This is a genomic window from Georgenia sp. Z1344 (assembly GCF_049856295.1).
Classification (GTDB): Bacteria; Actinomycetota; Actinomycetes; order Actinomycetales; family Actinomycetaceae; genus JB111.
Window position 1 is genome coordinate 86,859 of sequence record NZ_JBNDMZ010000001.1, and the last position, 14,424, is coordinate 101,282.

Sequence of the window (14,424 nt, forward strand, 5' to 3'; positions counted from 1 at the left end):
GGTGCGGGTCGCCCGGCGGTGTCGGCCGACGACGACGAGCGACATGCACGACGCCGAACTGCACGCCCGACCATCGCGGCCCTGAGCCGCACTCTCGACCAGTCATGGCTCCCAACCGCAATCTCGACGAGCACCAACCGCAGTCTCGGTGAACGGGCTAGGGGCGGCCGAACCCGCCGCCCCCGGGGGTCTCGACGACGAGTACGTCGCCGGGTCCCACCTCGACCGTCGCGACGCCGCCGAGCTCGACCAGCTCGCCGTCCGCGCGCTCGACCCGGTTCCGCCCCGGCGCACCCGGGGACCCGCCGGCCGCACCGAACGGGGCCACGCGCCGGTTGCCGGTGAGCAGGCTGACGGTGGTCGGCTCGAGGAAGCGGATCCGCCGGACGCCGCCGTCCCCGCCGCGCCAGCGCCCCGCGCCGCCGCTCCCGTGCCGCACCGCGTAGGACTCCAGCAGCACCGGCAGGCGCCACTCGAGGACCTCGGGGTCGGTGAGCCGCGAGTTCGTCATGTGGGTCTGGACCGTGTCGGTGCCGTCGAACCCGTCGCCCGCGCCGGAGCCGGACGCGAGGGTCTCGTAGTACTGGAACCGCTCGTTGCCGAACGTCACGTTGTTCATCGTCCCCGCGCCCTCCGCGAGCACCCCGAGGGCGCCGTACAGCGCGCTCGTCACCGCCTGCGACGTCTCGACGTTGCCGCCGACCACCGCTGCGGGGTGCTCCGGCGCGAGCATCGACCCCTCCGGCACGACGATCCGCAGCGGCCGCAGGCACCCGTCGTTGAGCGGGATGTCCGCCTCGACGAGGGTGCGGAACACGTACAGCACCGCGGCCCAGGTCACCGCCGTCGGGGCGTTGAGGTTGGTGCCCAGCTGGGCGGAGGTGCCGGTGAGGTCGATCGTCGCCTCGCGCGCCTGGCGGTCGACCTCGATGCGGACCCGGATGTGCGCGCCCGCGTCGGTCTCGTAGTCCCACGTCCCGCCGCTCAGGCGGGCGACGGCGCGGCGCACCGACTCCTCGGCGTTGTCCTGGACGTGCCCCATGTAGGCCTGGACGACCTCGAGCCCGTAGCGCTGGACGAGCGCCCGCACCTCGCTCACGCCGGTCGCGTTCGCGGCGACCTGGGCACGCAGGTCGGCGAGGTTCGTCGCCGGGTCGCGCGAGGGGTAGGGCCCCGAGGTGAGCAGCTCCTCGGTCGCGGCCTCGCGGAAGCGCTCGTCGTCGACGAGCAGCCAGTCGTCGAACAGGATCCCCTCCTCGTCCACCGTCGTCGACGTCGCGGGCATCGAGCCCGGCGTGAGCCCACCGATCTCCGCGTGGTGGCCGCGCGAGGCCACGAGGAACAGCAGCTCGGTCCCGTCGTCGTCGAAGACCGGGGTGACCACGGTGACGTCGGGCAGGTGCGTGCCCCCGTGGTACGGGTCGTTGACGGCGACGACCTGCCCGGGACGCAGCCGGTCCCCCCGGCGCCGCAGGACCTCCTGGACGGTGGCGCCCATCGACCCGAGGTGGACCGGGATGTGCGGGGCGTTGGCCACGAGGTGCCCCGTCGGGTCGAACAGGGCGCACGAGAAGTCGAGCCGCTCCTTGATGTTGACCGACTGCGCGGTCGCCTCGAGCCGCGCGCCCATCTGCTCGGCCACCGACATGAACAGGCTGTTGAACACCTCGAGCATGACCGGGTCCGCGACCGTGCCCGCGGTCGGGGCCTCGCGCGGGCTCGACCGCTCGAGCAGCAGCGCGCCGTCCTCGAGCACGCGGGCCCGCCACCCGGGCTCGACGACGGTCGTGGAGTCCGGGTCGGCGACGATCGCCGGTCCCTCGAGCGGGTCGGCGCCGATCCCCGCCCGACGCCGCAGCGGCACCTCGCGGGTCGTCCCGCCCACGTGCATGGTCACCTCGGCGGTGCCGCCGCCTGCGGCGTCGTCGGCGGCGATCGTCGGCCGGGGCGAGCGGACGACGGCCTCGACGGACACGGCCTCGACGACGAGCGGGCGGTCGAGGAGGAAGGAGTACGTGCGCCGGTGCTCCTCCTCGAACGCGGCACGCATCTGCGCGGGCGGGCCGAGCGGGACCTGCACGGCCGTGTCGGTGCGTTCGTAGCGCAGGTGCGCCCGCGCGGAGACCGCGACCTCGCCCGACGCCTCACCGGCCACCGCGCCGCGCGCCTGACCGGCCAGCTCCTCGGCGACGGCGCTCAGCGAGGGGGCGGCGTCGTCGTCGAGGACGGTCTCGACCGAGGTCTCGCGGATCGCCGTGACGTCGGCGAGTCCCATCCCGAGCGCGGACAGGACGCCGGCCATCGGCGGGACGAGGACCGTGGAGATGCCCAGCGCGTCCGCGACCCGGCAGGCGTGCTGGCCGCCGGCGCCGCCGAAGGTCGTCAGAGCGTGGTCGGTGACGTCGTGGCCGCGCCGGACGGAGACGTGCTTGATGGCGCCGGCCATCGTCGTGACGGCGACGTCGAGGAACCCCTCCGCCACCTCCTCGGGGGTGCGACGGTGGCCGGTCTCCTCGGCGAGCCGCTCGGCCAGCTCGGTGAACAGCCGGTCGACGACCTCGCGGTCGAGCGGCTCGTCCCCGCCGGGGCCGAAGACGTGCGGGAAGGAGTCCGGGTCGATCCGGCCGAGCTGGACGTTGGCGTCGGTGAGCGTGAGCGGGCCGCCGCGGCGGTAGCAGGCGGGCCCGGGGTCGGCGCCGGCCGAGTCCGGGCCGACCGTCAGCCGGCCGTCCGTCACGTGGAGGATCGATCCGCCCCCGGCGGCGACGGTGTGGATCGCGAGCATCGGCGCCCGCAGGCGGACGCCCGCGACCTCGGTGTGGAAGTCGCGCTCGAGCTCCCCGGCGTGGTGGGAGACGTCGGTGGAGGTGCCACCCATGTCGAAGCCGACGACCCGGTCGAGCCCGGAGCGCGCCGAGAGCTCGGCCATGCCGACGATGCCGCCGGCGGGGCCGGACAGGATCGCGTCCTTGCCGCGGAAGGTGTGGGCCTCGGTGAGGCCGCCGGAGGACTGCATGAACAGCAGCCGCACGCCGGGCAGCTCGGCGGCGACCTGGTCGACGTACCGGGCGAGGACGGGGGAGAGGTAGGCGTCGACGACCGTGGTGTCGCCGCGCGGGACCACCCGCATGAGTGGGCTGACCTCGCTGGAGATCGAGACCTGCCCGAACCCGAGGCGGCGCGCGAGGTCGCCGATCGCCCGCTCGTGCTCGGGGTGGAGGTGGCTGTGCAGGCACAGGACGGCGACGGCGTCGATGCCGTCGGCCCGGGCGCGGGCCAGCTCGGGCTCGAGGCCGGCCAGGTCGGGCGGCGTGAGCACCTCGCCGTGGGCGGTGATCCGCTCGTCGACCTCGATGACGCGGTCGTAGAGCATCTCGGCGAGCTCGATGCGTCGCTCGAAGATGTGCGGCCGCTCCTGGAAGCCGATCCGGAGCGCGTCGGCGAACCCGCGCGTGACGACGAGGGCGGTGGGCTCGCCCGTCCGCTCGAGCAGGGCGTTGGTGGCGACCGTGGTGCCCATGCGGACGACCTCGACGTCGTCGGCGGGCACGGGCGTCCCGGGCGCGAGGCCGAGCACGTGCCGGATGCCGGCGACGGCGGCGTCCGCGTAGCGGTCCGGGTCGTGGGAGAGCAGCTTGTGCGAGGCGAGCGATCCGTCCGGGCGGCGGGCCACCACGTCCGTGAACGTCCCGCCGCGGTCGATCCAGAACTGCCATCCCGTCATGGCGCGAGCCTAGGCGGGCGATGCGCCGGCACATGCCCGCCTCGGGCCGGGCGTCGCGCTCGGTCGTGCCACCTACCCTGGTGGGAGACCCGCGCGAGCGCACGGGAGCCGATGCGGAGAGGTGACATGTCGACGACGACGAGGACCGGTGCCCTGGCACTCGGGACGGCCGGGCTGCTCGCCGCCGCCGGGTGCGGGGCCGGCGCGGAGGAGGCGGTGCCTGCGACCGACGCCGACGGCCTCGCGACCCAGGCCTGCGCCCTGGCGATCGAGGCGAGCGCGACCCCGGTCGACCAGTGGCAGGGATTCATCGGCGACGAGACGCAGGCGGAGGTGCTCATGGTCGCCGGTGCCTCCGGCATGCTCGGCGCCACCACCCAGGCCCCGCTCCCGGGGTACGAGGACCTGCTCGAGGATGCGACCTCGGTGCACCAGGGGATCTCGCGGATCGACACCGAGATGATGACCGAGGGCCTCGACGGCCTGGTGGCCGCCTGTGAGGAGCGCGGCCTGCCCGACGGCGAGGTCGACGTCGCGGAGGAGTCCCGCGTCGCCTACGCGTGCGCCCTCGTGACGGCCGTGAGCGACGACGGTCGGTCCGCCGAGGAGTGGTTGACGATCGGTCCGGACGCGCCGGACGAGGACGCCGTCGTCATGGCACAGGTGGGGGGCTTCTCCGGAGTCATGGGCGGGATGAACGGCCACATGGTGCCGGGGCACGACGAGCTGTCGCGGGCGGCCGAGGGTGCGGTGCGCGGGCTCATGACGATTCACACCGAGGAGCTGGACGAGTCGGTCGACGCCGGCGCCGCGTACTGCGCGACCCTCTGACCCGACGCCGCCGGGGCGTCCGTGTCGGAGCCCGCCGCCCGCCGCAGGCGCAGCAGCCGCATGGCGTTGACGATGACGACGAGCACCGAGGCCTCGTGCACGAGCATCCCGATCGCCATCGTCACGCCTCCGGCGAAGACGCCGGCGAGCAGAGCGGCGACGGTGATCAGCGCGATCGCGATGTTCTGCCGCATGACGGACACCGTGCGCCTGGCCAGCCCGATCGCCTCGGGAAGCCGCAGGAGGTTGTCGCCCATGAGGGCGATGTCCGCGGTCTCGACGGCGACGGCCGAACCGGCCGCCCCCATGGCCACCCCGATGTCGGCGGTGGCCAGGGCGGGGGCGTCGTTGACGCCGTCGCCGACCATCGCGACCGTGTGCCCCTGCTCCTGCAGGTCGCGCACGGCGTCGAGCTTGTCCTCCGGCAGCAGGCCGGCGCGGACCTCGTCGACGCCGGTGGCCCGCCCGATCGCCTCGGCCACGAGCGGGGCGTCGCCGGTGAGCATGACGACCGTCTTCACGCCCGCCTCGTGCAGCTCGCGCACCATGCGGGCGGCGTCGGTGCGGACGCGGTCCGCGACGGCGACGACCCCGACGACGGCGTCGTCGACCGCGACGATCATCGGCGTGCGGCCGGCCGACGCGAGGCGGTCGGCCTCGGCCGCGGCCCCGACGGCGTCGGGGACGTGGAACTGCTCGAGCAGGGCGGCGTTGCCGATGAGCACCCGGCGGCCGCCGGTCCGTGCGGCGATGCCCTTGCCCGGGACGGGTTCGGTCGACTCGGGCAGGCCCGGGGTGCCGAGGTCCTGCTCCCGGGCGGCGTCGAGGATCGGCCGGGCGAGCGGGTGCTCGGAGCCGGCCTCGCCGCGGGCGGCCCAGGCGAGGATGTCGTCCTCGGACCAGTCCGGGTCCAGGGAGACGACGTCGGTCAGGTGCGGGGTGCCCTCGGTGAGGGTGCCGGTCTTGTCCACGGCGACGGCGTCGATCCGTGCGGAGGTCTCGAGGTACTCGCCGCCCTTGATGAGGATGCCGTCCCGGGCGGCGCGGCCGATGCCGGCGACGATGGCCACCGGGATCGAGATGACGAGAGCGCCCGGGCAGCCGATGACGAGCAGGGTCAGCGCGAGCACGACGTCGCCCGTGACGAGGCCGGCGAGCAGGGCGAGCACCATGATGCCCGGGGTGTACCAGCGGGAGAACCGGTCGATGAACGCGGCGGTCCGGGCCCGGGCGTCCTGGGCCTCCTCGACGCGGTGGATGATCCGGGCGAGCGTGGTGCCCGCGCCCACTCCGGTGGCCTCGACCTGGAGGAACCCGCTGCGCGAGATCGTGCCGGCGAAGACCTGGTCCCCCTCGGTCTTCTCGGCGGGGATCGACTCGCCGGTGATGGAGGCCTCGTCGAGCGCCCCGGTCCCGCCGACGACGATGCCGTCGACGGGCACCCTGGCGCCGTTCTTCACGAGCACGGTCTCGCCCGTGGCGACGGCGGCGGCCGGGACCTCGACCTGCTCGCCGTCGCGCAGGACGACGGCGACGTCGGGGGCCACGGCGACGAGCTCGGCCAGTGCCGAACGCGTCTTGTTCATCGTCCTCGCCTCGAGGGCGTGGCCGAGCGCGAACAGGAACGTCACCGCGGCCGCCTCCCAGACCTGACCGATGACCAGCGCGCCGGCGGCGGCGACGGTGACGAGCAGGTCGATGCCGATGGTGCGCACCATGAGGGCGCGGAGCGCCTTGACGGCGATCGGTGCGCCGGCTACGACCGCCGCGGCCGCCATGAGGATCCGGCCGGCGAGCAGCGAGCCGAGCGCGTACTCGGCGACGAAGGCGGTGGCGATGAGGACGCCGGCGGCGACAGGGACGCCCCAGGGGCCCCGCCACCGGCTGCGCATCGTGCTCATGTGAGTGTTCTCCTCCCCAGCGGTGCCGGGCGCCGTCAGAACGCCGAGAGCGTGGCCGTGTAGCCCGCCCTGGCGATCGCCGCGACGACGTCGTCGGTGGAGGTGAGCGCGGGGTCGTGGTCGACGACGACGCGTGCGGAGGTGAAGTGCACCGTCACGTTGTGAACGCCGGGCAGGCGGCCGACCTGCTTCTCGATCTTCGCCACGCACGAGGGGCACGAGAACCCCTCGGCGCGGAAGGTGGAACGGGTGGTGGGGGTGGTCGTCGTGGTCATGACTCGTGCCCTTCTCGTCGGTGCGGGTGCTGATGTCCCTCACCGTAGGAAGGCGCGCCCGAGGGCAACATGACGCGCGTCAATCAACCGCGAACGGCCCTTCCGGGCGGGGGAGACCGGTCGCCCACCCGGTCACGACCCGCTGCCGTGCGGGTCCTGGCCGCGGCCGCGGGATCGACGCCGGGCGCGCGGGTCAGGCGGCGTCGCGGACGGCGGCGAGCCGGTCGATGTCCGCCAGGGCGACCCAGCGGCGGCCCGACTCGACGAGGCCGTCCCGTCGCCAGCGGCTGAGCAGCCTGCTGACGGACTCGGTCGCCGAGCCGGTGAGCGCCGCGAGGTCCTCGCGGCCGAGCGGGGCCTGCAGGAGCGTCATCCCCTCCCAGGGTTCGCCGATCTTCTCGGCGAGGACGAGCAGGGCCGCGGCGAGCCGCTGCTCCAGCGGCGCCCCGGAGAGCAGGTGGACAGACTCGTGCGCCTCGGCGAGCCGCTGCCCGATCCGGTGGAGCGCGGCGACGGCGACTCGGGGGAGCTCGTCGACGAGCGCGGCGAACTGCTCGCTGCTCACGTGCAGGAGGCAGGTGAAGGTCAGCGCGCGGGCGTCGTCCGGGTAGGTGCCGACGCCGAGCGACGGCAGTGCCCCGAACGACTCGCCGGGTCCGTGCAGCCCGAGCAGGGTCTCGCGGCCGTCGATCGCGGTACGCGAGACGCGGCTGAGGCCGGCGGCGGGGATGAAGAGACGGTCGGCGGGATCGCCCGAGTGATAGATCGGCTCGCCCGCCGCGTAGTGCCGTGCGCGGAAGTGGGTGTCGACGGCGGCGAGCTCGGCGGGAGGGAGGCCGGTGAACAGCGGGTCGCGCCCGAGCACCGCGAGGCGGAGCTGCGGGGTGCAGGCGTGCGGGTCGATGACCGGCTCGGTGAGCGGGGTGTGTCGCCGCTCGGTCATGGCTCCTGCCCTTCGTGTCCGTCCCGGTGCCGTCCGCTCCGGTGGGCCCGTGGCCAGGATAGGAGCCCGATCAGGAGTTCTGGGCTCGTTGTCCCCGTGGTCCCGTCCGGATCCTCGGCTCTCGGCCCCACGCATCCCGACCCCCGGTCCTCGCTGCCGCGACCCCGCAGCTCTCGGCACCCCGCGGCCGGCGGTCTCCCTGCCGGGAGGCGCCTCTCACGGAGATGACAGGTCGCTCACGACGGTGTCCTCGGTGCCACAGATCGGGTCGGCACAGTAGAGGTCATCAAGGAGGACGGCCACAGGGCCCGTCCCGGGACCGGCCGCAGGGCCACGAGAGGACAGACCATGAGCAAGAAGATGTGGATCACCACCGGCACGCTGGCCGCGGCCGCGATCGTCGCCGGCAGCTCGGTGGCCATCGCCGACGGCGAGTCCGCGTCGGAGTCGGCCTCCGGCGGCGCGACCACGAGCGCGGACGGCCGCGAGCTGCGCGTGCTCCCGCAGCTCTCGACGCCGCTGCTCTCGGCCCCCTCGGCCGTGGACCCCGCGGACCCGCGGAGCAACACCTCCGCCGTCACCGCCCACTCGGCCGACCGCACCCCGAGCGCGCCGTCGACCGCCTCCCCGGTCTCGGCCCAGTCGCCGGTCTCCGCGCAGTCCCCGGTCTCGGCCCCGAGCCCCGTCTCGGCGCCCTCCCCGGTCTCGCCGGTCAGCCCGGTCTCCGCCCCGTCCGCGCCGAGCCCCGCTCCGGCGCCGCGCCAGCAGGCCCCCGCCCCCGCGCCGGCCCCCGCGCCCGTCCCGGCTCCCGCGCCGGCCCCGGCGCCCGTCCCCGCGCCGAACTACTCGGCCGACTCGGGCGTCTCGGCGGCCTCCGGGTGGTCCGCGGAGTCGGGGTGGTCGGCGGACTCCGGCGACTGACCGCGGCACCGACGGGCCGCCGGGGCTGAGCGAGCGCTCGGACCGACGACCCTCGGTGATCCCCACGGATCGGCGGCGACGTACCGGTTCGCTCCCCCCGGGCGAACCGCGAGGGCCCGTCCGGACCGACCATCAGGTCGATCCTGACGGGCCCTCGTCGTCGTGGCGTCCACGTGCAGACCGGCACACGGAGGAACGTCCGGAAGGACGGTCGAGGCTGACGACCTGGTGCCGACGCGCAGGCCCTCGACGGTCGGCCGTGCTCGTCCAGTCAGGCGTACTCGTGCGACCCGGCCCCGTGCGCGAGAGGTGCGTCCGGGCGCGACGCGCGCCTCCGGCGTCGGGCCTCGAGGAGAAGCGTGATCCCGAGGATCGACGCCCACAGCGGCAGCGGCCACAGGGTGAGGCGCTCGGGGATCGACCAGTTCCGGTCCATCGAGACGAGGGTGACCGTGACGATCGCGGAGCCGAGGCAGAACACCCCGATCCCGACCCCGAGCCCGCCGACCGTGCGCAGCACCCCGCTCTCACGGGCGAGCTGGAACGCCAGCAGGGTCGCGGCGGCCGGGGCGAAGAAGAAGATCGGCACGGAGACGAGCGAGTGCAGGTCGATGATCGTGTTGATCGGGACGAGCGCCGTGCCGATCGCGCTGAGCCCCGCGCAGACGAACAGCGCCCGGGTGACGGCGCGCAGCCGGGACGGCGGGAGCGCGGTGCTGACGAGCCACGCGCCGGTCGCGAGCAGGATGCCGAACGCGGCGAACGCGCCGTTCATCAGCGGGTGCCACGGCGAGCAGACCTCGACCCAGCCCCACCGGTAGGGGATCCACGCGCAGGCCGACGCGCCCAGGTCGGAGATCGTGTGGGTGAGGAAGGAGAACGGGGCGGTCACCCGCGAGGCGACGACGATCTCCACCAGCCAGTACAGCGGGAGGATCGTCCACAGGGCGGCGCCGAGCAGGGCGGCCCTGGGGATCGGTCGGGTGGGGGCGCCGGGCACCTGGTCTCCTCGTGCTCTCGCGCCGGACGGTGGTCGGCGACTCGTGGCGAATGCGAATGCGGTTGTCGGGACGGATGACGCCCGCGGCCGTGCTCGGTCCAGGTTCGTCGGCCCGCGGGTCGTGGTCAAACGACGGTCGCGGGAAGTTCAGCCCTGCTCGTCCGGCGTCGTGCTCGTCGTCGTGCCCGTTTCTGCGGTCGGGCCGTCCGGCCCCGGCAGGTAGGCGGTGTACTTCGCGTTCGACCCACGGGCGAGCTCGGCCGGGTACTTCGCGGCGTTCGCCTCGATCTTGGCCTCCCACGCCGCACCGAGGTCGAGCCCGAGGCTGTCGGCGGCCTGCACGAGGTAGGACAGGACGTCGGCGAGCTCGTCCCCGAGGGCGCGTGCGCCGTCGGGGGTCGCGGCGAGCGCGTGCAGCTCGTCGTCCGTGCGCCACTGCGTGAGCTCGGCCAGCTCGCCGACCTCGCCGACGAGGGCGAGGACGAGGTTGCGGGGGGAGTGGAACTGCGCCCAGTCCCGCTCGTCGGCGAAGGTCCGCAGGGAGTCGCGTACGTGCTCGAGGTCCATGAGGCCGTTCTACCGTGCCGGGCTGGTGCGGGGGTGGCGGCTACTCGAGCCCGTTCGCCCGCCGCGCCATGTGCTCGCGGATGCCGCGCAGGTGCCGGTCGACCATGCGTTCGATGCGCTCGTGGAGGTCGGAGGCCCCCGGCAGCGCGGCGGGGTGCGCGACGAAGGCCAGGTACATGGCGGTGCCCTCGACCGAGGCGATGAGGTCGGTCGCGTCCTCCTCCGTCGGCTGGTGCTCGCCCTCGGCCCGCTCGAGCAGCGTGACCGTCAGGTCGCGGATGCTCGCCCCGATCGTCTCCTGCCAGATCGTGTCGAAGACGTCGGGGTAGATCCGCGCCTCGATGTTGAGCCGGTAGAGCGCGGGTCCGAACGTGCCGCCGTACTGGGAGATCCGCCGGTTGGCGGCGAAGATCAGCAGGTCGCGCACGGTCGGGGCGTCGGCACCGTCCGCGTCCGGCGCGACGACCGTCACGTCGACGTGCTTGAGGGCGTCGATGAGGAGCGCCTGCTTGTCCGTCCACCGCAGGTAGATCGAGGACTTGCCCAGGCCCGCCTCCGCGGCCACGGCATCGAGCGAGAGTCCGGCCCAGCCGCGCTGGCCGAACAGCTCGAGCACCGCGGCGAACGCCTTGCGCTCGGCGTCGGCGTTGCGCGGCCGCCCGGGTCCGCGGCGCGGGGCCACGACGGGGGTCCGCCGCGCCATCCGCGCACGACCCGCGCGGGCCTCGCTCGGGTCGAAGTGGTACCCGCCGGGTGGCGGCAGGCGGTCGCCCGCGGCGAGCCACGGCTCGAACGGGCGGCCGGAGATCGTCGCCCGGCGTCGCGAGGGGCGGTTGTCCTCCGGGTGCGGGTCGAGCTCGGTCGGGGAGAGCGGCTCGCGCGTGGTCGGACGCGGAGGAGCAGAGGCGGCGGGTGGCGCCGGGGGAGGCTGCGTGGCGGGCGCGGTCGTGCGCGTCCACGGCAGGGGCCGGCGTCCGGGGGGAGTGCTCTGGTCGTCCATCGGGATCCTCGTTCTGCGCGGTCCCTCGGTCCGTCGGGGGCGCGCCTCGGTCAGGAGTGGGCCGCCGCCAACGCGAGCGTGAGGGCGAGGGTGAAGCGGGTCTCACGGTCCTCGGGCGACATGTCCCCCGAGTGGTCGAGCAGGTGGTCGGAGACCGTGAGGACGGCGAGGGCCTCGCGGCCGTGCTCGGCGGCCACGCCGTACAGGCCGGCGGCCTCCATCTCGACCGCCAGCGTGCCGTAGGACGCGAGCGCCTCGTTGAGCTCGGGGGCGTTGCCGTAGAAGTGGTCGCGGGAGACGATCGGAGCGACGTGCACCGGGGTGTCGCCGGCGTGCTCCTTCGAGGCCTCGACGGCGGCGGCGACGAGGTTGAAGCTCGCGATCGCGGAGAAGTGCAGGCCGGGCAGGCGAGGCACGTTGATGGCGGAGTCGGTGTGCGCGCCGAGGGCGACGACGACGTCCCCGACCTTCACGTGCCGGGCGAGGCCGCCGGCGGTGCCGACGCGGATGATCCGCTGGACGCCGAAGTGCTCGAACAGCTCGTTGGCGTACAGGACGGTCGAGGCCATGCCCATGCCCGAGGCCATGACCGAGAGCGGCTTGCCGTCGACCTCGCCGGTGAAGACCTTGTTCGCCCGCACGTCGGAGACCACGCGGGCCTCCGGCATGAGGAGCTCGGCGATGCGCGCGGCGCGGCGCGGGTCTCCGGGCAGAAGGACGGCGGGGGCGATGTCGCCGGGCTCGGCGGCGATGTGGGGCGTAGCCATGGGGGGAATCCTGACGTCGACGTCGACGCCGCAGGTGACGACGTCGTGTGAATGATCCCACGGATCGTCCCGTGCGTGGGTCGGTCGGACGCACGAACGCTCCCCCACCCGCGGGTGGGGGAGCGTTCGTCGTGCGTCTCTGACGCGTGAGGCGGGTCGGTCAGCGGCGGACGCCGAGGGTGTCGGAGCCGTCGCCGTCCCAGTCGCCGACGACGACCTCGTCGCCGGAGCGGCCGTAGTTCTGCTCGATGTCGGCCCAGCCGGACTCGAGCGAGTTGGAGACCAGGTAGAGGTTGCCGCGGCGCGTGGCGAACGTGTCCGCCCCGTCCCCGTCCCAGTCGCCGACGAGGACCTCGTCGGAGTCCCGGCCGTAGTCGAGCTCGGCATCCGCCCAGCCGGTCGTCAGGCTGTCGGAGACGAAGTAGCTGTTCCCGCGGCGCACGGCGAAGGTGTCCACGCCGTCGGCGTCGTAGTCGCCGACCAGCACCTGGTCGTCCGCGCGCCCGTAGTCGAGCTCGGCGTCCGCCCAGCCGGTCTCGTGGGAGTTCGTCAGGAAGTAGGAGTTCCCGCGGCGCACGGCGAAGGAGTCCGCCCCGTCGCCGTCCCAGTCGCCCACGAGCACGGTGTCGTTCGCGCGGCCGTAGCTCAGCTCGACCTCGGCGTTGCCGCCGTACAGGGAGTTCGACAGGTAGTAGGCGTTGCCCCGCCGCACGGCCAGGGTGTCGACGCCGTCGCCGTCCCAGTCGCCCGCGAGGACCGTGTCGCCCGGGCGGCCGAAGGAGAACTCGTGCTCGGCGCGGCCGTCCCACCCGTTGTTGAGGTAGAAGCCGCGGCCCGGGGTCGGGGGCGTCGGCTCACCCGGCTCCTCGGGCTCCTCCGGCTCCTCGGACTCGGCCCACAGCTCGTCGAGCAGGACCTGGCCGATGTCCGTGTTGTCGAGGTAGCTGCCGCGGACCGGGTCCTCGCCGGTGGCGCGGGCGTCGAACGCCTCGGAGCCGGCGCCGCGCGCGTAGAAGGGGACGAGCTGGTTCGAGTGACCCTCGCGGTGCCACTCGTGGTCCGGCATCTCGCCGGCGCCGTTGGAGAGCAGCGGCGTCCAGGTCTCGCCGGCGCCGGGACCGGTGATGTAGCCGGCCTCGTGATCGGCGGTGACGATCACCATCGTGTCGTCCCAGGAGCTGTTCTCGTCGACCCAGGTGGAGATGGCCTCGACGGTCTCGTTGAGGGTGATGGTCTCCTCGATGGCCCGGGCGGGCGCGTTGAGCTCGGAGGACCAGTCGATCGCGCCGCTCTCGACGGCGAGGAAGAAGCCCTCGTCGGAGGAGCTGTCGAGCACGTTGAGCGCGCCGAGCGTCATCTCGGACAGCGTCGGGACCGACTCGAGGAAGGGGTCGGTGAAGGGCGCGTCGCTGTCGCCGTCGCCGCGGGCCTCCTGGGTGGTGGTCCAGGCCTGGGCGAAGCCGACCACGTGGGTCGGCGGGGCGTCGGTCTCGGCGAGCTCCTGGAAGTCGGCGCGCTCCTCGATGAGCTGGAACGGGGTCTCGCCGTTCGCGAGGCGCGTCCAGGTCTCCTCGCTGATGTAGTTGTAGTCGGGGGCGTCGTAACGGTCACCGTTGTCGTCGTACCAAGGGTGGCCCGAGCCCATGACCACGTTGAGGCCGCTCTCGTCGACCAGCAGGTCGGAGACGGCGAGGTAGTCGAGGCGGCTCTCGTTGTGGACCGCGAACGACGCCGTCGTCGGGTGGGGGACGACCACGTTGGTGACGACGCCCGTGGCGCGCCCCTGGGCCTGGGCCCGCTCGACCACGTTCTCGATCGGCTGCCCCTCGGGGTCGATGCCGACGGCCTGGTTGGTCGTCTTGACGCCGGTCGCCATCGCGGTGGCGGCGGCGGCCGAGTCGGTGGACGCGGCGGCGACGGACTCCTCGAGGCTGCCCCACATGATGTCGGGGTCGTAGGAACCACCGTCGGAGTAGGTGCTCATGCCGTGCTGGACGGGCCAGCTCTCGTAGACCTGGGTGGGGGTGTCGCCGTCGACGTCCTCGACGGTGCCCGTGGCCGGGTCGACCGCCACCTGGTAGCGGCTCTGGTCGGCCTCGAACATCGAGGCCATGTCGATGTGGTTGTAGCCCATGCCGTCCCCGACGACGACGATGACGTTCTCGGGAGCGCCGTCCGCCCCGCCGCCGATCGTGGTGACGTCGGGGGCCGCCGGGGCCCCGCCGGCGGTCTCGTCGGTCGACGGCGTCCCGTCGGCCGGCTCGTCAGCGACCGCGGGGGTGGCGAGGGCCGAGAGGACGACGGCGCCGGCGGCCGCGAGCCCGAGGCCGGAGAGCCGTCGTCGGCTCCGAAGCGTGTGCATGCGTGATCTCCTTCGAGGGGACAGGTGTGTGACGCCGTCCACTGGGTTGGGGAACGAGGGGGCCGGACGGCGCGGCGACGGTACGGAGGGGAACCGTCCGCGGGGCGATGAGCGGGCGAACAGCAGCCGTCGG

Annotated in this window: 11 protein-coding genes; 2 read left to right on the forward strand and 9 right to left on the reverse strand. The window is 74.0% G+C overall.

The genetic code is table 11. From position 1 onward, the window contains the following. Positions 1 to 157 precede the first annotated feature (157 nt). Positions 158 to 3,724 carry a hydantoinase B/oxoprolinase family protein gene (locus ACPYO6_RS00455; RefSeq protein WP_425712913.1) on the reverse strand — a complete coding sequence of 1,189 codons (3,567 nt, stop codon included), beginning with the start codon at positions 3,722 to 3,724 and terminating at the stop codon, positions 158 to 160. Positions 3,725 to 3,850: 126 nt separating this feature from the next. Between ACPYO6_RS00455 and ACPYO6_RS00460 the strand changes: the two genes are divergently transcribed. Further along, entirely contained in the window at positions 3,851 to 4,555 is a 705-nt protein-coding gene (locus tag ACPYO6_RS00460; RefSeq protein ID WP_425712914.1) for a hypothetical protein, read from the forward strand. Here the strand turns inward: ACPYO6_RS00460 and ACPYO6_RS00465 are convergent. The 3 genes from ACPYO6_RS00465 to ACPYO6_RS00475 all read right to left on the reverse strand — a co-directional run bounded on the left by ACPYO6_RS00465 (position 4,495) and on the right by ACPYO6_RS00475 (position 7,674). Further along, positions 4,495 to 6,456: a heavy metal translocating P-type ATPase gene (locus ACPYO6_RS00465; protein ID WP_425712915.1), complete on the reverse strand. Its 1,962-nt coding sequence runs from the start codon at positions 6,454 to 6,456 to the stop codon at positions 4,495 to 4,497. The two genes, ACPYO6_RS00460 and ACPYO6_RS00465, sit on opposite strands and share 61 nt — an antisense overlap. A gap of 35 nt (positions 6,457 to 6,491) precedes the next feature. Continuing rightward, on the reverse strand, positions 6,492 to 6,731 hold the full coding sequence (locus ACPYO6_RS00470; protein WP_425712916.1) for a heavy-metal-associated domain-containing protein: 240 nt from the start codon (positions 6,729 to 6,731) through the stop codon (positions 6,492 to 6,494). Positions 6,732 to 6,924: 193 nt separating this feature from the next. Next, the gene (locus tag ACPYO6_RS00475; protein ID WP_425712917.1) at positions 6,925 to 7,674 is read right to left on the reverse strand and encodes a Crp/Fnr family transcriptional regulator; all 750 of its coding nucleotides are present in this window, start codon (positions 7,672 to 7,674) and stop codon (positions 6,925 to 6,927) included. A 348-nt stretch (positions 7,675 to 8,022) separates the two neighbouring features. Between ACPYO6_RS00475 and ACPYO6_RS00480 the strand changes: the two genes are divergently transcribed. Continuing rightward, on the forward strand, positions 8,023 to 8,595 hold the full coding sequence (locus ACPYO6_RS00480) for a hypothetical protein (RefSeq protein WP_425712918.1): 573 nt from the start codon (positions 8,023 to 8,025) through the stop codon (positions 8,593 to 8,595). 271 nt (positions 8,596 to 8,866) lie between these two features. On the opposite strand, the gene ACPYO6_RS00485 is transcribed toward ACPYO6_RS00480, so the two are convergent. The 5 genes from ACPYO6_RS00485 to ACPYO6_RS00505 form a co-directional block, all read right to left on the reverse strand. After that, positions 8,867 to 9,595 (reverse strand): DUF998 domain-containing protein, encoded by a 729-nt coding sequence (locus ACPYO6_RS00485; protein WP_425712919.1) that lies wholly within the window; start codon positions 9,593 to 9,595, stop codon positions 8,867 to 8,869. A 147-nt stretch (positions 9,596 to 9,742) separates the two neighbouring features. After that, positions 9,743 to 10,162 carry a nucleotide pyrophosphohydrolase gene (locus ACPYO6_RS00490; RefSeq protein ID WP_425712920.1) on the reverse strand — a complete coding sequence of 140 codons (420 nt, stop codon included), beginning with the start codon at positions 10,160 to 10,162 and terminating at the stop codon, positions 9,743 to 9,745. A gap of 40 nt (positions 10,163 to 10,202) precedes the next feature. After that, entirely contained in the window at positions 10,203 to 11,162 is a 960-nt protein-coding gene (locus ACPYO6_RS00495) for a TetR/AcrR family transcriptional regulator (protein WP_425712921.1), read from the reverse strand. A gap of 50 nt (positions 11,163 to 11,212) precedes the next feature. Then, positions 11,213 to 11,929: a DeoD-type purine-nucleoside phosphorylase gene (locus ACPYO6_RS00500; protein ID WP_425712922.1), complete on the reverse strand. Its 717-nt coding sequence runs from the start codon at positions 11,927 to 11,929 to the stop codon at positions 11,213 to 11,215. Positions 11,930 to 12,089: 160 nt separating this feature from the next. Continuing rightward, entirely contained in the window at positions 12,090 to 14,291 is a 2,202-nt protein-coding gene (locus ACPYO6_RS00505; protein WP_425712923.1) for an alkaline phosphatase, read from the reverse strand. Positions 14,292 to 14,424 lie beyond the last annotated feature (133 nt).

Coding starts and splice junctions, on each gene's coding strand:
- ACPYO6_RS00455 (WP_425712913.1), bottom strand. CDS start 3,724: ATGACGGGATGGCAGTTCTGGATCGACCGCGGCGGGACGTTCACGGAC.
- ACPYO6_RS00460 (WP_425712914.1), top strand. CDS start 3,851: ATGTCGACGACGACGAGGACCGGTGCCCTGGCACTCGGGACGGCCGGG.
- ACPYO6_RS00465 (WP_425712915.1), bottom strand. CDS start 6,456: ATGAGCACGATGCGCAGCCGGTGGCGGGGCCCCTGGGGCGTCCCTGTC.
- ACPYO6_RS00470 (WP_425712916.1), bottom strand. CDS start 6,731: ATGACCACGACGACCACCCCCACCACCCGTTCCACCTTCCGCGCCGAG.
- ACPYO6_RS00475 (WP_425712917.1), bottom strand. CDS start 7,674: ATGACCGAGCGGCGACACACCCCGCTCACCGAGCCGGTCATCGACCCG.
- ACPYO6_RS00480 (WP_425712918.1), top strand. CDS start 8,023: ATGAGCAAGAAGATGTGGATCACCACCGGCACGCTGGCCGCGGCCGCG.
- ACPYO6_RS00490 (WP_425712920.1), bottom strand. CDS start 10,162: ATGGACCTCGAGCACGTACGCGACTCCCTGCGGACCTTCGCCGACGAG.
- ACPYO6_RS00495 (WP_425712921.1), bottom strand. CDS start 11,162: ATGGACGACCAGAGCACTCCCCCCGGACGCCGGCCCCTGCCGTGGACG.
- ACPYO6_RS00500 (WP_425712922.1), bottom strand. CDS start 11,929: ATGGCTACGCCCCACATCGCCGCCGAGCCCGGCGACATCGCCCCCGCC.
- ACPYO6_RS00505 (WP_425712923.1), bottom strand. CDS start 14,291: ATGCACACGCTTCGGAGCCGACGACGGCTCTCCGGCCTCGGGCTCGCG.